We start from the raw sequence: 17,324 nt of genomic DNA on the forward strand, positions 1-17,324 counted from the left end.
GGGGTCGGCCTAGCTCAAAGCACGTCAAGCGAAGTCTTGACCCGATCCATCACCACCGCCGTCTTGAACCGGCTGATGTTGGAGGCGTCGAAGAAATGCTCCTGGGTGAACTGTTCGTATTCCTTGATGTCGCGCACGGTGAGGATCAGCAGAAAATCCGCCTCGCCAGTGGTATAGTAACATTGCTGTACGCAGGGCGCATCGCGCATCTTGCGTTTGAACGCGTCCAGATGCGCACGGTTCTCGCGCTCCAGCAACACCTCGACAATGATTGTCATCTCGCGCCCAAGCTTGGCCGGAGACAGCACGGCGATTTCACGCTCGATCACCCCCGTGTCGCGCAGTTTCTTCAGTCGCTTCTGCACGGCAGGTGGGGACAGGCCGACGTCCTGGCTGATGGCATCGGCGGTCAGGCGGGCATTCTCCTGCACAAGGCGGAGGATTTGTAGATCCTTGTCATCCATGATCCGAATTTTGTCGTATTCTTGAAAACCGGCAATGAAATTCGTCACAGAGTGGGCGAAAATCCATGTCATCCCGCCCGAGAACCGGCCTAGACTTATCGAACCAACACCAAGGCTGTGCCATGACCGAGTTTCACGACAGACTGACCACAATACGCCGCGGGTTTCACCGCAAGCCCGAGCTGGGTTTTCAAGAGCACCGCACAAAGGCGCGCGTTGCCGAAATTCTGCGCGGGCTTGGGGCTGAGGTATATGAAGGGACGGGCGTCATTGGCGTGTTGCGGGTCGGAACCGGCAACCGGGCTATCGGGCTGCGCGCCGATATGGATGCGCTGCCGATCTCCGAGATGTCGACCCATGACTACCCGTCCGAAACCCCGGGTGTCATGCATGCCTGCGGCCATGATGGACATATGACCATGCTGCTGGGCGCCGCCGAGCGGTTGGCGGCCGAGCAGGGGTTTGACGGCACGGTCGTTCTGATCTTCCAACCGAACGAGGAACACGGGCTGGGCGCCAAGGCGATGATCGACGAGGGTGTGCTGGAGCAGTTCCCGATCGAAGAGGTCTACGCCATCCACAACCTGCCCGGCGCACCGCTGGGCCAGCTCTCAACCCGGGCCGGGCTGATCTGCAATTCGGAAAGCCTGTTCGAGATCACCATTCAAGGCCAGGGCGGCCATGCCTCGATGCCGCAAGTCGGGGTGGATGCGATCACGGTCGGGGCCGAGCTGGTCGGGGCGTTGCAAACCATCGTCGCGCGCAAGCTGGCCCCAGGGGCCGGGGCGGTCGTGTCGGTGACCGAGTTCCTGACGGATGGGCAGAGAAACGTCCTGCCCGGTCGTGCGGTGTTGAAAGGCGACGTACGTGCTGGCACCCCGGAGGACCGAGAGAAGATCGAAGCCTTCATGCGTCAGATTTCGGCGGGCGTGGCCACCGCCCATGGGGTGGAGATCACAGTCGATTTTCGTACCGAGTTCGTGGAAACGATCAATGCACCGAATCCGGTGCAGGCGGTCTACCGTGCAGGAGAGGCCGCAGGCTGCGAGGTGATCCGTAACCGCCCGCCCATGACCTTTTCCGAAGATTTCGCCCATTTTGCCGCCGCCGTGCCGGGTTGCTTCCTTCTGATGGGCAACGGCACCGAAGGCGCCAATGGCCAACCGCTGCACGCGGCGGATTACGATTTCAACGACGACCTCCTGCCGATCGGGGCGGAGTTCTGGGTCCAGCTGGTCCGCGACCGGCTGCCGGAAGGAAAGGACTGATGATGTTCGATACGTTTACCAATGCCCGCCTGGCCCATGTGGCGGGCAAGCCGACCGGCGGGCAGGCGGCCCATACGGTCCTGTCCGACCAGGATTTCGCCGCCTCCTGGGCCGAGATCACCGCCTGGCCGGGCTATGCGCCCACCCCGCTGGTGGCGCTGACCGACCTGGCACGCAACCTGGGGCTCGCCCGGATCGACTACAAACACGAAGGCCCGCGTTTCGGCCTGGGCAGTTTCAAGGCACTGGGCGGGTCCTATGCCGCCATGCGTGTCTTGCAGCGCGAATTGTCCAATCGGTTGGGTCGCGAGGTCAGTCTGGAAGAGATCCGCAGCGGCGCCCTGCGCGATGAATGTGCCAAGGTCACTCTGGTTTCGGCCACCGACGGCAACCATGGCCGCTCGCTCGCCTGGGGCAGCCAAATGGTTGGCGCACCCTGCCGTATCTACATCCACGCCGAGGTTAGCGAGGGACGCGCGTCGGCCATGCGTGATCTGGGCGCCGAGGTGATCCGCATCGACGGTGACTATGACGCCTCGGTCGCCCTGGCCCGGGATGAGGCCGAGGAAAACGGCTGGTTCGTCGTCTCGGACACCTCGTGGGAGGGCTACACCGAACCGCCGCGCGACGTGATGGCGGGCTACGGCGTGATGACGCGCGAGGCCTGCGAGGCGCAGGAACAGGCGCCGACCCATGTGTTCCTGCAGGGCGGCGTTGGCGGGCTGGCGGCCTCGGTTGTCGCTGCCCTGCGTCAGTTCTACGGTGACGCTGCGCCGCGTGTGGTGATCGTGGAACCCGAATTGGCGGCCTGCCTTTACGAAAGCGCCCGACAGGGGGCGGCCACCGCCGTGCCGATTGACGAGGAAACCATCATGGCTGGGCTGTCCTGTGGCGAACCATCGGAAATGGCCTGGGAAATCCTGGCCGAGGAGGCCGCCGATTTCCTCACTATCCCGGACAACATTGTCGCGCCGACGGTGCGTTTGCTGGCGCAAGGCAGCCCAAAAGTCGAGGCGGGCGAAAGCGCCGTGGCTGGGCTCGCCGCCGTGATTGCCGCCTGTCAGGACGCGGATTTGAGGGCAAAACTGGGCCTGGACGCGCGCGCGCGCGTGTTGCTGATCGGCTCCGAAGGGGTGACCGATCCGGACATCTTCGCCGCGATCATGGCGGGGGCTGACCATGTCTGAGGCGCCGCGTCGCGGCTTTGCCGAGGCGGAGTTCGCAGCCCGCACCGCCCGCGCCCAGGCGCGGATGGCCGACGAAGGCCTGGATGGTCTGCTGCTGCTGACCGAACCCGAGGTGCGCTATTTCAGCGGCTTTCACACTCTGTTCTGGCAAAGCCCGACCCGGCCTTGGTTCCTGTTCGTCCCGGCGAGCGGCAAACCCATCGCGGTGATCCCCGAAATCGGCGCCGATCTCATGCGTCGCACCTGGGTCGAGGACATTCGCACTTGGTCGGCCCCCGCGCCTGAGGACGACGGGATTTCCCTGCTCACCGAGCTGCTCAGCCCCTACGCCGCCCGCAAGGCGCGCATTGGCGTGATGAAAGGGCACGAAACCAGCCTGCGCATGCCTCTGGGCGACTACGAACGGCTGATGGCCGGTTTGCCGGGGCTGGAGGTGGCCGATTGCACTGGGCTGGTGCGCGCCCTGCGCATGGTGAAATCCGAGGCCGAGATCGAAAAACTGGCCCACATCTGCGCCATCGGCTCACAAACCTTCGCCAGGGTGCCCGAGTTTGCGCAGGAGGGTCTGCCCTTCGAAGACCTCTTCCGTGCCTTTCGCCGTGAGGCGCTGACGCAAGGTGCGGATGACGTGCCCTACCTTGTCGGCGGCGCGGATCAGGGCGGCTATCATGACGTGATCTCCCCGCCCACGCCAAGGCCCCTGCAACGCGGTGACATTGTCATGCTCGACACCGGTGCGACCTGGGACGGCTATTTCTGCGATTTCGACCGCAATTGGGCCATGGGGCAAGCGGATGACGCCTCGCGCCGGGCCTATGACGTGCTGTGGCGGGCGACCGAAGCGGGCCTTGTTGCGGCCCGGCCCGGCGCCACCTGTCGTGACCTCTTCGAGGCCATGCGCAGTGTGATTGCCGAGCTGGACGAGGCCGGCGGCGACGTCGGTCGCCTGGGCCATGGGTTGGGTATGCAGCTGACCGAATGGCCCTCGCATGCAGCATTCGACCAGACCGTGATCGAGGAAAACATGGCGCTGACCCTGGAACCCTCGCTGTCTTATGGTGACGGGCGTATCATGGTGCACGAGGAAAACATCGTGGTCCGTGCGGGCGGCGCCGAGCTACTGACCTGCCGCGCCGCGCCAGACCTGCCCGTGATCTGAGGAGGTCCCATGAAACTGCCCTTTGACACGGATGATGGCATCGGCACCCGCGCCACGCTCGGCGTGATCGTATTGGAAACGGACGAAACACTGGAGCCCGAGTTCGCCCGGATCATGGGGATCGACGGCGTGGCGCTCTATCACAACCGCATCCCGATGGTGCCGGAAGTGCGCCCCGAGACATTGGCGCGGATGGAAGCAGACCTGCCCGCCACCGCCCGCCAGTTCCCGGAGGCGACCACGTTCGACGTGATCGGCTACGGCTGCACCTCGGCCTCCAGCGTGATTGGGTCCGACCGGGTGGCGGCAGCGATCCGCACCGTGCACCCGAAGGCGCAGGTCACCGACCCACTGGCCGCACTGATCGCGGCGGGGCGGGCGCTGGGCGCGGAACGGTTGGGCTTCGTCACGCCCTACCTGCCCGAGGTCAGCCAGACCATGCGGGACCGTCTGGAGGCAGCCGGTTTCTCCATCGCGGGGTTCGGGTCTTTCGAGGAAGGTGATGACCGGGTCGTGGCGCGCATCAGCGAGGCGGCGATAGCCAAGGCGGCGATCCACGTGGCCGAGACCGCGCCCTGTGACGCCGTGGTCATTTCCTGCACCAACCTGCGCTGCCTACGGATCATCCCCGAGGTCGAGGCGCAGATCGGCAAACCCGTCCTGTCCAGCAACCAGGCGCTGGCCTGGCATATGTTGCGGCTGGCCGGGATCACCGATCCGATGCCCAAGTTCGGCAGGCTGTTCACGGTGGCGGGGCTGATCCCGCCACCAGGGCAACTCAGTCGCAGGCGGCGGTGACGATCATCTCGACCTTCAGCACGTCGCGCGCCAATTTCGCCTCGCCACATGCGCGGGCAGGGGCGTGGCCTTCTGGCACCCAGGCATCCCAGACCGTATTCATCTCGGCGAAATCGGCCATGTCCGACAGCCAGATCACGCATTGCAGAATGCGGGTCTTGTCGCTGCCCGCCGTGGCCAGCAGGTCCTCGACCTTCTCAAGGATCACTTGCGTCTGCTCGGCCACCGTGGGCGCGTCCGAGGTCTGGCCGCAGAGATAGGCAACGCCATTGTGCTTGACGATCCTGCTCATGCGGGCGCCGGTTTCGATACGGGTGATGGTCATGGGGCTCTCCGTTCAAAGGACCTTGCGGTCATAGCGGTCAATGTGGAACGGGGACAGGTCGAAATCGCATCGCCCTGTCAGGACCAGGTCGGCCATGACCTTGCCCACAATCGGGCCCATTTGGAACCCATGGGCAGAGAAGCCGAAGGCGTGGAAGGCGCGGGCGGCGTTCACGGCAGGGCTGATCACCGGCAGGTTGTCGGGCATGTAGGCCTCCAGCCCGGCCCACATCCGGTTGATCGAGGCGCGCGCCATGATCGGAAAGAACTCCGTCGTGATGCGCGCGGCGTTGGCGAGTTTGGCATAGTCCAGCCGGGTCCGGTTCGCGGCGCGGTCGGCAAATCCCTTGGCCCCTCCGCCGATCAGCACTGTGCCATTGTCAAACTGCTTGAAGCTCAACTGGCGGCTTACCGCGCCGACGACGGGATCGGCAAAGCGCGGCATGCGCGCGGTGATCATCAGCATGGGCGCGGCATGGGTCAGGGGCACGTTGTCGCCGATCATCAGCGCCACGCGATCCGCCCAGGCCCCGGCGCAGTTGACCACCGTCTCCGCTTCGATCCGTCCGGCAGAGGTCTCGGCCAGCCAGGCCGGTCCAACTCGGCGCAGGGAGGTCATTTCGCAGCCCTCCAACACCAGCGCTCCGTGGCGCTCGGCACTCAGGCGGAAGGCGTTCGTGGCCTTGTAGGGGATCGCCAGCCCGTCCTTTTTCGAGATCACCCCACCCCTACAGGACGGATGCACATGGGGCAGACGCTCGCGCAACTCATCGCGGGAAATGATACGCTCGTGGGTGAACCCGGCGGCCTGCATCCGGGCTTCGCGTGCCTTCAGCGTGGTGATATCCACCTCATCCGCCGCGATGTTGATCAGCGAGGTGGCGCGAAAGCCGGTGTCACCCTGCAAGTCTTCATCAAGGCTCTGCCACATCTCCATCGCGGCCTTGGACAGGGGCACTTCGGCCATGTCCCGGCCCAACAGACGCACTCCGCCCGCGTTCACGCTGGAGGCATGGCGGGCCACGTGGTCTTTCTCGATCAGAATGACCGAGGCCCCCGCGCGGGCCAGATTCCAGGCGGTGGCGCAGCCCTGGATGCCGCCGCCAACGATCAGCACATCCGCCTTCATTCCGCAGCCTCCCGTCGTGCAGGTGAAACGGTCCGGAAGCGGCTGAACTCGGCGAGGCTCAGCAGCCGTTGTGGGCTGCGCAGGCGGTAGTACCCGACTGTTTCCATTCTTTCGTCGCGCCAATTGGCCAGCAACCCACTGACGACTGGTCCGCATTGACGGCCCTGGCAAGGACCCATGCCGCAGCGGGTGCGGGCTTTCAAAGCGTTTGGGTCACGCGCGCCCTCGGCAAAACCCTCGCGCAGGTCGCCGAGCGTGCGTTCCTCGCAGCGGCAGACCAGGGTGTCGTCACGGCTGGGCAAGCGCAGGGCCTCCGTGGGGCGGTAGAGCCGGTGAATGAAGCGGCGCGCGCGGGCAAGCCGGGTCAGGGCAGCAAGGTCACCGTGTGCTTCGCGGTCACGCGTGTCGCGGTCGATCCGGCCCATACGGTGGAGCATGTTGAGCGCCGCGAGCCGTCCGGCATGCTGCGCGCCTTCCGCCCCGACAATCGCCGCGCCATCGCCAGCGACAGCGACATGGGGCAGGGAGCTTTGGCCGAACCGGTCTGTCGCCACGTGCCAGGTCAACTGGTCTTCGTTCCAGACATGATCGAGCCCCATGGCGCGGGTCATGTTCGGGTTCGGGGTCACGCCGTGGTGTAGAAAGATGTGGTCGGACGCGATTTCCCGCGCCTTGCCCGTGCGGAACCGCAAACCTTCGGCGCGAGTGGTGCCGATCACCTCCAAGTTCATCGCGTTCCGGTACACCGGTACGTCCGCGCGGCGGATTTCGGCCAATAGGGCCAAGCCTTTTCTCAACATGGGCCAGGAGCTCAGCGCGCTGGGCAGCAGAGGCGCTGCGTCCAGGTAGTTGCGGCGGGGCGTGGTGTCGACGACCGCTCGAACCTTGACCCCAAGGCGCAAGTATTGCGCGACGATCAACAGCAGAAGCGGCCCCGAGCCGACGAAGACCGCCCCTTCGGCCACCAGCCCGTCGGATTTCAGCATGACCTGCGCAGCCCCGGCGGTCATCACTCCGGGCAGGGTCCAGCCGGAGATCGGCATCGGGCGTTCGATGGCGCCGAGACAGAGCAGCAGCTCGCGCGCCTCCGCTTGGTGCGTCTCACCGTCCAGTGAATAGAGGATGCGCCCGTCCTCGCCGACATGCCAGACATCGGCACCGGCGGAATGATGGGCGCCGCATGCCTCGTAGGCCTCAATCAACACGGCGCCATCTGTGTAGTCAGGACCGAGGGGGGTGGTATCCGACAGGGGAGAGTGCGCGGCAGAGCGAAACACCTGCCCACCCGCACGCGGGGCGCGGTCAAGCACCAAGGGGCGCAGGCCGTGTTCCGCCAACGTCAGGGCGGCGCTCATCCCGGCAGGACCGGCACCAATGATGGCATAGTCGAAATCACTCATGGTCAACCACAGACCTGTCGGTAATCACCTGGCTGCGCACTTTCATGTCGGGGGACACGCGGCGCAGGCAGGCCTGTTGGTTGGGCTCACCGTCGATCTCGACCAGACATTCGAAACAGACCCCCATGGCACAAAAGGCGCTGCGATCTGCTTCGGACAGGGCGGCCTTGCGGGTCACGTCCTGACCGACAAGGGCCATGGCAGACCAGACGGTAGTGCCTTCGGCGGCCATGGCAGGTTTGCCGTTTATCTCAAGCTCTATCAAATGGGGATCGGGTCTGAGGGATCTGTACATGGGGCCTCCGAAGCAGGGATGCGGATCGGGGCAAGATGCAAAGCTGCACCTATCAAGTCAAAGCGATTAAATTGATGTATCCATAGATCTGGCTTATGGTTGGCGTGAGATATCGGGAACGCCCATGAACATCAGCTTTCGGCAACTGCAGGCTTTTCGCGAAGTCATGCGCAGCGGTTCCGTGTCCCAGGCGGCGCGGGTGCTGGGCCGGACCCAACCTGCGGTCAGCGCACTGATCGCCAACCTGGAAGCCGAGTTGGAGCAACCCCTGTTTCGTCGCCAACACGGCCGGATGGAGCCGACACCGGAAGCGCGATTCCTTCAGGGCGAGGCGGAGGCGATCCTTGACCGGTTGTCCCTGTCGACCAGAACGATGCAAGAGATCGGCGCGCTTACCAAGGGACGGCTAAACATCGCCTGCATGCCCTCGGCGGCAAGCCAGATGATGCCGCAGTTGCTGGGGGATTTCCTGGCTGAGCGGTCGGAGGTCAAGGCATCGCTGATGATGCGCGCCTCTTCCGTGGTGGTGGAATGGATCGTCTCTCAGCAATATGACATTGGCCTTGCCGAAACGCCGCAGCCGAACCCGGCGCTGCGGTCCGAAGACTTCGCCTTGGAATGCGTTTGTGCGCTGCCAGCGGATGACCCGCTGGTCGCCCGAGAGGTGATCGAGGCGCGCGACCTGTCAGGAAGGCCGCTGGCGGCCCTGCAGGCGGGCCATCCCAATCTTCTTGCGACCGGGCGGGCCTTTGTCGCGCAGGATGCCGACTTTGTGCAGCGGTTCGAGCTACGGACGTTCGAACCGGCCCTGACCCTGGTGGCGCGAGGGCATTGCGCCTGCATTTGTGACCCGATCACTGCAGCTGGCTATGTCAATTCCCGCCCGGGTCCACGTCCTGTGGTGTTCCGCCCGTTCCGCCCCGGTGTCACCTTGTCCGTGTCGCTCTTGCAGCCGGCGCATCGGGCGCCCTCCGGGCTGGCCATGGGGTTCGCCGACCACCTGCGCGGCGCACTCCGCGCGTTGCAGGACGGTTCTGAGAGACAGAAGTGGCTGACCCCTTAGGCGCGGGTATAGAAGCGGCGCATCAAGAGCGGGGTTAGATACATGGGCAGCTGATAGCAGCCAAGAAACAGCAGCAGAGGTTCGACCTGGGCGGCGGGCAAGGTGACCAGGAACAATGCCACATTGCGGTTGCCTGCGATGATGGCGAAGGGCACGGCCTCGTGCCTGTGACCCAGGCTTCGGCTGGCGTGGTAGGTCACTGCCTGCAGACCAAAGTTCACCACGAAGACCAGCAGCATCCAGCCCAGGGCGTCCAGCGGGCGGGCCTCCAGCGCAGGGCGCAGGGCGGACATAAGCCCCACCACGATCACTACAAGTGCCAGCGTCATGGCGCCGTCCACCTGCCGCGTCTGCGTGGGCGTCGGGATCCAGCGGTGGCGCAGGACAAAGCCCAAGGCAACGGCCACCGCGATCACCGCGAGCAGGCGCAGCGCGCCCCAGACCGCCGCGCCGAAATCGCCCAGTTGCGGCAGTAGCCAGAACACGGGCAGCATGGTTAGCGGCACCAGCGCCGTGCCCAGGATCAGTAGGCGAAAGGCGGGTTCGGGCTTGGCTCCCAAGAGCAGCGAGAGGTTGGGCGATCCGGTGAGTGCGGGGGCGGAGAGCATCAGGAGCAGCGCGAGCGCAACGGGCGTGTCCAGCAGCCCCGCGAGCGCCAGCAGCGCCATGACTGCGAGGGGCAGGGCAAGTTGCAGGATCAGAACCATGCGCAGCGCCCCGCGGCCCTGCCTGAGCCCGCGCCAGGTCTCTGTCGGGCCAATCCTGAGCGCAGTGAGAAACAGAAGCAGTGCCACGAGATGGGCAAGCCAGGGTTTCAGGGCCAGCGCCACGGAGGGCAGGGCCAATCCCGCCACCAACCCGGCGACCAGAGCCAGACGGCCATGCCGGGCGAGGGTTTCCAGAAGCCAGCCCATGTCAGCGGCGCGCCGTGGGAATGGCGAAACCTGGTGTCATGTTATGTTTCTCCGCCGATCGCGCTTGCATGGCTCGCGATCCTATCGGGAAAAACGCATGGGGGTATAGGGGCGCGTGTCGGCATTCGTCGGTGTGCCGGTGATCAGATCGGCCACCATGCGCCCGGTTTTCGGGCCGCCGGTCAGCCCGATATGGTGATGTCCGAAGGCGGTAAAGACACCAGTGTTGCGCAGCTCTCCGATCAGAGGCAGGCTGTCGGACGGGGCGGGGCGAAAGCCCATCCATTCCTCTTCCTCGGTGGCGGTGAGGCTCGGGAAAACCTCCGCCACCTTCTTGCGCAAGAGTTTCAGCGGTGCGGAAGACAGCCTGTCGGTCATGCCGCCGAACTCGACCACGCCCGCGCAGCGTAGGCCGTGGTCCATCGGCGTGGCCACGAACTTGCCCGAGGTCAGCATCATCGGGCTGCGTGGCAGCTCGCTGGGGCCCTTGAAGACGATGTGATAGCCGCGTTCGGCCTCCAGTGGCACCTTCAAGCCCAGCTTGCCCATCAACGGGCCGGACCAGACCCCGGCGGCCAGCACCGCCTGATCGCACGCGATGCGGCCCTGGTCGGTCTCGACGGCGCGGATATGCCCGCCGGAGAGGTCGAAATCCTTGACCTCGGCGCGGACGAACTTGCCGCCCATCTGCCCCAGCAGCGCCACGAGGTCTTTCACATAACCAGCCGGGTTCAGGATGTAGCCGTGGTTCTTCATGACGGCGAGCAGGCCCATATCGGGGCTGAGGATCGGCTCGCGTTCGCGCACCTCGGCACCCTCCAGCAGATCGGGCACGAACCCGGCTTCCTCGCGAAGCTTCCAAACGAAATTGTCCGCCTCGTAAGCCGCGCGGTTGCGGTAGGCGAAGCTGTAATCGCTGGGCTGCACCCACTTCGCAGCCTCTGTGCCCGAGGTCAGTGCCTGGTGTTGTTCCAGACTGTCGCCGATCACATGGGTCAGCCCCTGCGCAATGCGGCGCGTATCCATTTCGTTTGCATGGGACAAGTAGCGCGTCAGCCAAGGGGCCAGCTTGGGCAGGTATCTCCAACGCAGGAACAGCGGAAAACTCGGGTCCAGCAGGTAGCCCGGTCCTTTGGTCAGCAGGCCCGGCGTGGTCACGGGCACCACCGCGCAGCTGGCCAGGATGCCCCCGTTGCCGTAAGAGGCGCCCATGCCGGGTTCCCCCTTGTCGAGCAGCGTGACCTCGACGCCTGCGCGTCTCAGCCAGATGGCCGTTGCGGCGCCGACGATCCCCGCGCCGACGATGACGACATGTTTCTGTTCCATGCTCCTCCCCGCGTGTGTCCCACCGCGCAGAGTGACCTTGGTGACGACGCGTTTCAATTGGAAAAGTGGTGTGGTGGGGGCGGGAACCTTACAAAGATGTAAACCGCGCAACAGGAAGGCGGCAGGGTGAAGGGCGATATTGCTGATATCCCGGCAGTGCCCAAACCTGTGGCGCCCCCCGCGTGACAACGCTAGGAAGGTCACATGAAGATCCTGTTTCTCGAAGATGACATTGAAATCGGCACTTGGGTGCGCGACGGGCTGACCCGAGTGGGACACGTGGTCGATTGGGTCGAGAACGGGCGCGACGCGCTGGTGGCGGCAACGACCACCGATTACGACCTCTTGATCCTCGATCGCATGACGCCGGAGCTTGACGGGCTGTCCGTTCTGAAGGCGGTGCGTGCATCAAAGAATGTGACCCCGGCACTGTTCCTGACCGCCCTGTCGGATGTGGATGACCGGGTCGAGGGCTTGCAGGCGGGGGCCGACGACTACCTGCCGAAACCCTTCGCCTTTACCGAGTTGGAGGCGCGCGTGGCCGCACTGGGCCGCCGCGCCATGGCCTCGCCGGAACCGGAGGTCACGCGGCTGACGGCGGGTGACATCACGCTAGACCTGTTGAAACAGCGCGCCACCCGGCAGGGCCAGGCGGTGGATCTGAACGCCAAGGAGTTCCGGCTGCTCGAGGCCTTCCTGCGGGCCAAGGGGCGCATCCTCACGCGTAACATGCTGTTGGAAAAGGTCTGGGACATGAATTTCGATCCGACCACCAGTGTCGTAGAAACTCATGTCAGCCGCCTGCGCGCCAAGATCGAGAAACCGTTCGGCGACAGCGTCATTCGCACCATTCGCGGCGCGGGGTATATCTTTGAGCCGAAATCCTGACCGTACCCCCTATCGCAAGATGTCGGGCCTGCGCCAGGCCGCGCTCTTGACGCTCGCCTTCCTGGTGGTGCTGGTGCTGACCGGGGCGGGCGCTCTATTCGAGTTGCAGCGTGAGTTCACCCGGCGGATGCAGACAGAGCTGCAGGCGCGCTTCGATCAGGTCGCGGCCGAGATCGAGGCGGGCAGTTTTGACCCGGCCGACTATCCGATCACCAGCCTTGAAATCGTACGCCTGACCGAGGCAGGGCGCAGTGGGTTCTTCGAAGAGGGGGAGCCGCGCCATCGCGACCGTTTTGATCATGACGACGATCACGAGGACGACGCCGACGACCACGAGCGCGATTTTCGTGGCTTCCACCAATGGCTGTTCCTAGGCGGCCCGATCGAGGGCGGGCACCTGGTGGTCGGCAGCAACCTCAGCCGCCGAGATGAGTTTGAAGAGATCGCCTTTGAAACCCTGCTCCTGGTCGGGCTGCTGTCGTCCGGTGCGGCCGTGGTGGTCGGGCTCTGGTTCGGGCTGCGCAACCAGCGGCGCATCAGTGCGATTTCCAGCGTCTTGGCGCAGGTGGCCGAGGGCGACCTGGACGCGCGGGTTGCGCCCGCCCGCAACCGCGATGACCTGGATGCCCTGGCGCGCCGGGTGGATGACACCACCGCGCGGCTCGACCGCCTGATGCGTCAGACACGGGACTTTTCCGCCAATATCGCCCATGATCTGAAAACGCCCCTGACCCGGCTGCGCATCCGGTTGGAAACCGCTCTGACCGCCGAGCTGGAAACCGGCGACAGCGCGGAGCAGATCGGCGCTGCGTTGGAGCAGACCGAGACGGTGATCGGCATTTTCGACGCCTTCCTGCGCATTGCCAAGCTGGAGAGCGGGGCCACGAAGGCGGAGTTTGTGCCGCTGATTCTTGCGGATCTCGCGGGTGAAGTGACCGCCGCTTACGGCCCTGTCGTCGAGGATTCCGGCCGCTCGCTGCAAGTCGATGTCGACGCGCAGATGCAGATCACGGGTGACCGGGTGCTGCTGATCCAGATGCTCGCCAACATGATCGAGAACGCCCTGCGCCATACGCCCGACGGCACCGCGCTGCGCCTGGTCGCCCGAAACGGCGCGCTGGGACTGGCGGATGACGGGCCGGGCATTCCTGAGGCGGAACATGACAAGGTGCTCCAGCCGCTCTACCGGTTGGAAAAGAGCCGCACCACAGAAGGGGCGGGCCTGGGGCTGGCCCTGGTGCGCACCATCGCGGAGCTGCACGGCGCCAAGGTGGTGCTGAGCCCGGATCCCGCCACCGGCAGGGGCCTGTTCATCCGTGCGGAATTCGCCCCGTCAACCTAGCTTACAAACTTGTAAACCGCCGGTCAGGCAAGGCGCGGGTAGGGGCCATATCTGTTTTCCATCGAAAGACGAACCGATGAAAGGAACAACAGATGTCGTCCATCAAGAACTTCTTTGCCGTAACCTTTGGTATCCTGGGCGCGCTGATCCTCGCCCCCTTCGTGGCCTTCTTTGGCCTGTTCATGCTGGGGCTGGCGTTCGGCCTGTCGCTGATCGCCGCCGGGGCCGTGACCACCATGGCGCGTCAGGCCAAAGAGGCCGACGCCGAGACCGTGGATGCCGAGCCGGTCCAGAAGGACGCCCCGGACGCTGAAGCGCAGCCCGCGTAAGGAGGGAAGGATGCGTATCTACCTGATCGGCGGCGCGGTGGTGCTGAGCCTCGCTGTCGCCTCCAACCTCGCCTTCGGTGGGCTCGTCTTCGACAGCGACCATCACGGTCGGGACCGCGGCTGGCACGACCGGTTCGAACACCAGATGGATGGCTGGACGGAACGGAACCGAGGCCACTGGTTCGAAGACCGGGACTACGAGCGCGACGATCACCGCCGCAACTGACCCCGAAACACCTGACGCTCCGCCCATCCCGGCGGGGCGCAGCTTTTTGCGATTTCGCAGGGTCAGATATCCAGCGAGATCCACAGCACCACGGCATCCTCGTCGCCGACCGTGGTGCAGCAATGCCCCATCCCGCTGTCGTAATAGATGCTGTCGCCCACCCGCATCTTCAGCGGGCGGTAATGTTCCGAATGGAAGATCAGCTCGCCGGAGAGCACGAACATGAACTCCTCACCCGTGTGGCGCACCCAGGTGTCGAACTCGCTGACATCGCGCGCGCGGATGGTCGAGATATAGGGCAGCATGCGCTTGCTCGACAGTTCGTTGCACAGCAGTTCATGGTGATAGGTCGGGGTGTCCTTGACCTCGCCCTGGCCGGCCGGGGTGAAATCGCGTCGACCTGAAATGTTGCTCTGCGGCGCCTGCACGAAGAGCTGCGGCGTCTCCAGCCCCAGGGTCTGGGTCAGGCGGCGGATGATGTCGAAACTGGGCCGGGTCTGGTTGTTTTCGATCTTCGACAGGGTTGACCGACCGATGCCTGCAGCCCGCGCTGTTTCCTCCAAAGTGAGGTTCTTGGCCTTGCGCGCCTCACGAATCATGCGCCCCAGAACTTCGCCATCCGGCGCCTCCGCACCCTCTGCCGACGGGGTGGCCTGCTCTTCGATCTCGACGTCCATCCGGAATTCTCCCTTGTTCTCTCGAAACTTAATTCCGGCGCCTGTGCCTGTCAAAGTATCCAATTGCACACAAATGTTGCACTTTCCTCAAAAGTTTCCTATAGGGAACAGCAATTCCCGCTTAGGAAACACATTCCATTATATGCGACAACTGGAATGTGGCGGGGCAAAGGAGGAACGCATGTACGACTTGATCGTGATCGGTGCTGGACCCGGCGGCTATGTCGCCGCCATTCGCGCGGCCCAGCTGGGGCTGAAAGTGGCCTGCGTCGAAGGGCGCGGCAGCCTGGGCGGAACTTGTCTGAACGTGGGCTGCATCCCGTCGAAGGCGCTGCTGACCTCCTCGGGCAAATACGCCGAGTTGAAACACCTGGCCGCTCATGGGGTGGCCGTCGAAGGCGCCAGCCTGGACCTGGGCGCGATGATGGCACGCAAGGACAAGGTCGTGGGCGACCTGACCAAGGGCATTGCCTTCCTGTTCAAGAAGAACGGTGTCGACCTGATCGAAGGCTGGGCTACGATCCCGGCCGCGGGCACCGTGCAAGTCGGTGATGAGACCTACGAGACCGCGAATATCCTGATCGCCACCGGTTCCGAACCCACCCCGCTGCCGGGTGTCGAGATCGACGAGGGGGACGTGCTCTCCTCCACCGGCGCGCTGGCGCTGGAAGAGGTGCCGGAGCATCTGGTGGTGATCGGCGCTGGTGTGATCGGCCTGGAACTGGGCCAGGTCTGGTCCCGCCTGGGCGCAAAGGTCACGGTGGTGGAATACCTCGACCGTATCCTGCCCGGCATCGACGGTGACATCGCGAAACTGGCGCAGCGTGCCCTGTCCAAGCGCGGGCTGAAGTTCCAGCTGGGTCGCGCAGTGCAATCGGTCACGAAGGGCGACAACGGCCTGACCCTGACCATGGAACGCGTCGGCAAGGGCACCGAGGAAACGCTTGAGGCCGACAAGGTGCTGGTCGCCATCGGCCGCCGCCCGGTTCTGGGTGGCCTCGGCCTGGACACGCTGGGCGTCGCGGTGAACGGGCGCGGTTTCATCGAGGTCGACGAGACCTTCCGCACTTCGGTTCCCGGTATTTACGCCATCGGCGACTGTGTGCCCGGCCCGATGCTGGCCCACAAGGCCGAAGAGGACGGCGTGGCCTGTGTCGAACACCTGGCCGGTCTGAACGGGCACGTCGATTACGGCACCGTGCCGGGCGTGGTTTACACCGACCCGGAAGTGGCCTCGGTCGGACAGACCGAAGAAGCGCTCAAGGATGCGGGCACCGACTATATTACCGGAAAGTTCACTTTCATGGCGAACTCCCGCGCCCGCGCCTCGGGTGAAACCGACGGTGCAGTCAAGGTGCTGGCCAGCCCCGACGGCAAGCTGCTGGGCGCGCATATCTGCGGGGCGCATGCGGGCGACCTGATCGCGGAGCTGGTGCTGGCGATGACCAAGGGCGCCACGATCACCGAGGTCGCTGCCACCTGCCATGCCCATCCCTCGATGGCCGAAGCGGTCAAGGAAGCCTGCCTGGACGCGCTTGGCCGCGCCCTGCACGCCTGAGGCCCGCCATGAACGTCCAGACCCCGCCCAAGCTGCGCCACCCGGAAAAGGCTCACAAGCCGGACAATGCGGTCTCGCGCAAACCGCGCTGGATCCGGCAGAAGAAGATCGTCTCGAACGAATATTACGAGACGCGCCGCCTGATGCGGGACAACGACCTGGCAACGGTCTGCGAAGAGGCCGCTTGCCCGAACGTGGGCGAATGCTGGTCCAAGCGTCATGCCACCATGATGATCATGGGCGAGACCTGCACGCGTGGCTGTTCCTTCTGCAACGTGACCACCGGCAAGCCCGACGCGCTGGATGCGTTCGAACCGGGCCGGGTGGCCCGCGCCGTGAAACAGCTGGGCCTGCGCCATGTGGTGATCACCAGCGTCGACCGCGACGACCTGGCCGATGGCGGGGCCGAACATATCGCCCAGACCATTCGCGCCGTGCGCCACCAGAACCCGGGCACCACGGTCGAGGTGCTGACGCCCGACTTCCTGGGCAAGGGCGATGCGGGCAATGCGGTGTTCGAGGCAGCGCCGGACGTGTTCAACCACAATCTTGAAACCGTGCCGCGCCTTTACCCGACCGTGCGTCCCGGCGCGCGCTACTATCAATCGCTGCGTCTGCTGGATGACGCCAAGCGCGCCAACCCGTCGCTGTTCACCAAATCCGGCCTGATGGTCGGCCTGGGTGAGACGATGGAAGAGGTGCGCCAGGTGATGGACGACCTGCGCGCGGCGAATGTCGATTTTCTGACCGTGGGCCAATACCTGCAGCCCACGCCAAAGCATCATCCGGTGGACCGTTTCTGGACCCCGGAGGACTTCGAAACGCTGGAACGCGCCGCGCGTGCCAAGGGGTTCCTTGGTGTCTCGGCCACACCGCTGACGCGGTCGTCGTTCCACGCGGACGAAGATTTCGCGGCCCTCAAGCAAGCCCGTGAGGCGGCGCTTGCGGCACGGGCCTGACTGAGGACGCTAAGGGGA

Annotated in this window: 19 protein-coding genes; 11 read left to right on the plus strand and 8 right to left on the minus strand. The window is 64.8% G+C overall.

Annotated elements, in window-relative coordinates; genetic code table 11:
* Positions 1-14 precede the first annotated feature (14 nt).
* Complete coding sequence (locus ACO07D_RS11370; protein ID WP_421703058.1) at positions 15-464, minus strand: Lrp/AsnC family transcriptional regulator; 450 nt, start codon at positions 462-464, stop codon at positions 15-17.
* A 122-nt stretch (positions 465-586) separates the two neighbouring features.
* Here ACO07D_RS11370 and ACO07D_RS11375 point away from each other — a divergent pair, with 122 nt between their 5' ends.
* The 4 genes from ACO07D_RS11375 to ACO07D_RS11390 are packed head-to-tail and all read left to right on the plus strand — an operon-like array spanning position 587 to position 4,876.
* Positions 587-1,732: an amidohydrolase gene (locus ACO07D_RS11375; protein ID WP_421703059.1), complete on the plus strand. Its 1,146-nt coding sequence runs from the start codon at positions 587-589 to the stop codon at positions 1,730-1,732.
* The gene (locus ACO07D_RS11380) at positions 1,732-2,919 is read left to right on the plus strand and encodes a diaminopropionate ammonia-lyase (protein ID WP_421703060.1); all 1,188 of its coding nucleotides are present in this window, start codon (positions 1,732-1,734) and stop codon (positions 2,917-2,919) included. Before ACO07D_RS11375 ends, ACO07D_RS11380 begins: the two co-directional genes overlap by 1 nt.
* Entirely contained in the window at positions 2,912-4,078 is a 1,167-nt protein-coding gene (locus ACO07D_RS11385; RefSeq protein WP_421703061.1) for a M24 family metallopeptidase, read from the plus strand. Before ACO07D_RS11380 ends, ACO07D_RS11385 begins: the two co-directional genes overlap by 8 nt.
* Positions 4,079-4,087: 9 nt before the next feature.
* Entirely contained in the window at positions 4,088-4,876 is a 789-nt protein-coding gene (locus ACO07D_RS11390) for a maleate cis-trans isomerase family protein (RefSeq protein WP_421703062.1), read from the plus strand.
* Here ACO07D_RS11390 and ACO07D_RS11395 read toward each other — a convergent pair.
* From ACO07D_RS11395 to ACO07D_RS11410, 4 genes are read right to left on the minus strand one after another with little or no spacing between them, the layout of a single operon-like run.
* Entirely contained in the window at positions 4,857-5,201 is a 345-nt protein-coding gene (locus ACO07D_RS11395) for a RidA family protein (protein ID WP_421703063.1), read from the minus strand. The two genes, ACO07D_RS11390 and ACO07D_RS11395, sit on opposite strands and share 20 nt — an antisense overlap.
* A 12-nt stretch (positions 5,202-5,213) precedes the next feature.
* Positions 5,214-6,329, minus strand: a complete 1,116-nt coding sequence (locus ACO07D_RS11400; RefSeq protein ID WP_421703064.1) for an NAD(P)/FAD-dependent oxidoreductase — start codon at positions 6,327-6,329, stop codon at positions 5,214-5,216.
* Positions 6,326-7,729, minus strand: a complete 1,404-nt coding sequence (locus tag ACO07D_RS11405; RefSeq protein ID WP_421703065.1) for an FAD-dependent oxidoreductase — start codon at positions 7,727-7,729, stop codon at positions 6,326-6,328. The genes ACO07D_RS11400 and ACO07D_RS11405 overlap by 4 nt, the downstream gene beginning before the upstream one ends.
* Positions 7,722-8,024, minus strand: a complete 303-nt coding sequence (locus ACO07D_RS11410) for a (2Fe-2S)-binding protein (RefSeq protein WP_421703066.1) — start codon at positions 8,022-8,024, stop codon at positions 7,722-7,724. Before ACO07D_RS11410 ends, ACO07D_RS11405 begins: the two co-directional genes overlap by 8 nt.
* Positions 8,025-8,148: 124 nt before the next feature.
* On the opposite strand from ACO07D_RS11410, the gene ACO07D_RS11415 reads away from it, so the two are divergent.
* Positions 8,149-9,087 (plus strand): LysR family transcriptional regulator, encoded by a 939-nt coding sequence (locus ACO07D_RS11415; protein WP_421703067.1) that lies wholly within the window; start codon positions 8,149-8,151, stop codon positions 9,085-9,087.
* On the opposite strand, the gene ACO07D_RS11420 is transcribed toward ACO07D_RS11415, so the two are convergent.
* Together ACO07D_RS11420 and ACO07D_RS11425 are read right to left on the minus strand one after the other, a co-directional pair.
* Positions 9,084-10,001, minus strand: a complete 918-nt coding sequence (locus ACO07D_RS11420) for a hypothetical protein (RefSeq protein ID WP_421703068.1) — start codon at positions 9,999-10,001, stop codon at positions 9,084-9,086. The genes ACO07D_RS11415 and ACO07D_RS11420 overlap by 4 nt on opposite strands.
* An 81-nt stretch (positions 10,002-10,082) precedes the next feature.
* A complete protein-coding gene (locus ACO07D_RS11425) occupies positions 10,083-11,327 on the minus strand; it encodes an NAD(P)/FAD-dependent oxidoreductase (protein ID WP_421703069.1) in 1,245 nt (414 codons plus the stop codon).
* A gap of 204 nt (positions 11,328-11,531) precedes the next feature.
* On the opposite strand from ACO07D_RS11425, the gene ACO07D_RS11430 reads away from it, so the two are divergent.
* The 4 genes from ACO07D_RS11430 to ACO07D_RS11445 all read left to right on the plus strand — a co-directional run bounded on the left by ACO07D_RS11430 (position 11,532) and on the right by ACO07D_RS11445 (position 14,112).
* On the plus strand, positions 11,532-12,215 hold the full coding sequence (locus ACO07D_RS11430) for a winged helix-turn-helix domain-containing protein (RefSeq protein ID WP_421703070.1): 684 nt from the start codon (positions 11,532-11,534) through the stop codon (positions 12,213-12,215).
* The gene (locus ACO07D_RS11435) at positions 12,199-13,557 is read left to right on the plus strand and encodes an ATP-binding protein (RefSeq protein ID WP_421703071.1); all 1,359 of its coding nucleotides are present in this window, start codon (positions 12,199-12,201) and stop codon (positions 13,555-13,557) included. The genes ACO07D_RS11430 and ACO07D_RS11435 overlap by 17 nt, the downstream gene beginning before the upstream one ends.
* Before the next feature lie 92 nt (positions 13,558-13,649).
* On the plus strand, positions 13,650-13,886 hold the full coding sequence (locus tag ACO07D_RS11440; RefSeq protein WP_421703072.1) for a hypothetical protein: 237 nt from the start codon (positions 13,650-13,652) through the stop codon (positions 13,884-13,886).
* A 10-nt stretch (positions 13,887-13,896) separates the two neighbouring features.
* Positions 13,897-14,112 carry a hypothetical protein gene (locus tag ACO07D_RS11445; protein ID WP_421703073.1) on the plus strand — a complete coding sequence of 72 codons (216 nt, stop codon included), beginning with the start codon at positions 13,897-13,899 and terminating at the stop codon, positions 14,110-14,112.
* Between the two features lie 62 nt (positions 14,113-14,174).
* Here ACO07D_RS11445 and ACO07D_RS11450 read toward each other — a convergent pair whose 3' ends face one another.
* Positions 14,175-14,789: a helix-turn-helix domain-containing protein gene (locus ACO07D_RS11450; protein WP_421703074.1), complete on the minus strand. Its 615-nt coding sequence runs from the start codon at positions 14,787-14,789 to the stop codon at positions 14,175-14,177.
* Positions 14,790-14,970: 181 nt separating this feature from the next.
* On the opposite strand from ACO07D_RS11450, the gene lpdA reads away from it, so the two are divergent.
* Both lpdA and lipA read left to right on the plus strand, forming a co-directional pair.
* On the plus strand, positions 14,971-16,347 hold the full coding sequence (lpdA, locus tag ACO07D_RS11455; RefSeq protein ID WP_421703075.1) for a dihydrolipoyl dehydrogenase: 1,377 nt from the start codon (positions 14,971-14,973) through the stop codon (positions 16,345-16,347).
* An 8-nt stretch (positions 16,348-16,355) separates the two neighbouring features.
* On the plus strand, positions 16,356-17,306 hold the full coding sequence (lipA, locus tag ACO07D_RS11460; protein WP_421703076.1) for a lipoyl synthase: 951 nt from the start codon (positions 16,356-16,358) through the stop codon (positions 17,304-17,306).
* Positions 17,307-17,324: the final 18 nt, after the last annotated feature.

This window comes from Aliiroseovarius sp., from assembly GCF_965228805.1.
Taxonomy (GTDB): domain Bacteria; phylum Pseudomonadota; class Alphaproteobacteria; order Rhodobacterales; family Rhodobacteraceae; genus JASBTN01.

What these genes read in the sequence shown, in the direction of transcription:
- ACO07D_RS11415 (WP_421703067.1), top strand. Translation starts at nt 8,149, where the DNA reads ATGAACATCAGCTTTCGGCAACTGCAGGCTTTTCGCGAAGTCATGCGC.
- ACO07D_RS11405 (WP_421703065.1), bottom strand. Translation starts at nt 7,729, where the DNA reads ATGAGTGATTTCGACTATGCCATCATTGGTGCCGGTCCTGCCGGGATG.
- ACO07D_RS11390 (WP_421703062.1), top strand. Translation starts at nt 4,088, where the DNA reads ATGAAACTGCCCTTTGACACGGATGATGGCATCGGCACCCGCGCCACG.
- ACO07D_RS11440 (WP_421703072.1), top strand. Translation starts at nt 13,650, where the DNA reads ATGTCGTCCATCAAGAACTTCTTTGCCGTAACCTTTGGTATCCTGGGC.
- ACO07D_RS11425 (WP_421703069.1), bottom strand. Translation starts at nt 11,327, where the DNA reads ATGGAACAGAAACATGTCGTCATCGTCGGCGCGGGGATCGTCGGCGCC.
- ACO07D_RS11420 (WP_421703068.1), bottom strand. Translation starts at nt 10,001, where the DNA reads ATGGGCTGGCTTCTGGAAACCCTCGCCCGGCATGGCCGTCTGGCTCTG.
- ACO07D_RS11370 (WP_421703058.1), bottom strand. Translation starts at nt 464, where the DNA reads ATGGATGACAAGGATCTACAAATCCTCCGCCTTGTGCAGGAGAATGCC.
- lipA (WP_421703076.1), top strand. Translation starts at nt 16,356, where the DNA reads ATGAACGTCCAGACCCCGCCCAAGCTGCGCCACCCGGAAAAGGCTCAC.
- ACO07D_RS11375 (WP_421703059.1), top strand. Translation starts at nt 587, where the DNA reads ATGACCGAGTTTCACGACAGACTGACCACAATACGCCGCGGGTTTCAC.
- ACO07D_RS11380 (WP_421703060.1), top strand. Translation starts at nt 1,732, where the DNA reads ATGATGTTCGATACGTTTACCAATGCCCGCCTGGCCCATGTGGCGGGC.
- ACO07D_RS11410 (WP_421703066.1), bottom strand. Translation starts at nt 8,024, where the DNA reads ATGTACAGATCCCTCAGACCCGATCCCCATTTGATAGAGCTTGAGATA.
- ACO07D_RS11400 (WP_421703064.1), bottom strand. Translation starts at nt 6,329, where the DNA reads ATGAAGGCGGATGTGCTGATCGTTGGCGGCGGCATCCAGGGCTGCGCC.
- ACO07D_RS11395 (WP_421703063.1), bottom strand. Translation starts at nt 5,201, where the DNA reads ATGACCATCACCCGTATCGAAACCGGCGCCCGCATGAGCAGGATCGTC.
- ACO07D_RS11450 (WP_421703074.1), bottom strand. Translation starts at nt 14,789, where the DNA reads ATGGACGTCGAGATCGAAGAGCAGGCCACCCCGTCGGCAGAGGGTGCG.
- lpdA (WP_421703075.1), top strand. Translation starts at nt 14,971, where the DNA reads ATGTACGACTTGATCGTGATCGGTGCTGGACCCGGCGGCTATGTCGCC.
- ACO07D_RS11430 (WP_421703070.1), top strand. Translation starts at nt 11,532, where the DNA reads ATGAAGATCCTGTTTCTCGAAGATGACATTGAAATCGGCACTTGGGTG.
- ACO07D_RS11445 (WP_421703073.1), top strand. Translation starts at nt 13,897, where the DNA reads ATGCGTATCTACCTGATCGGCGGCGCGGTGGTGCTGAGCCTCGCTGTC.
- ACO07D_RS11385 (WP_421703061.1), top strand. Translation starts at nt 2,912, where the DNA reads ATGTCTGAGGCGCCGCGTCGCGGCTTTGCCGAGGCGGAGTTCGCAGCC.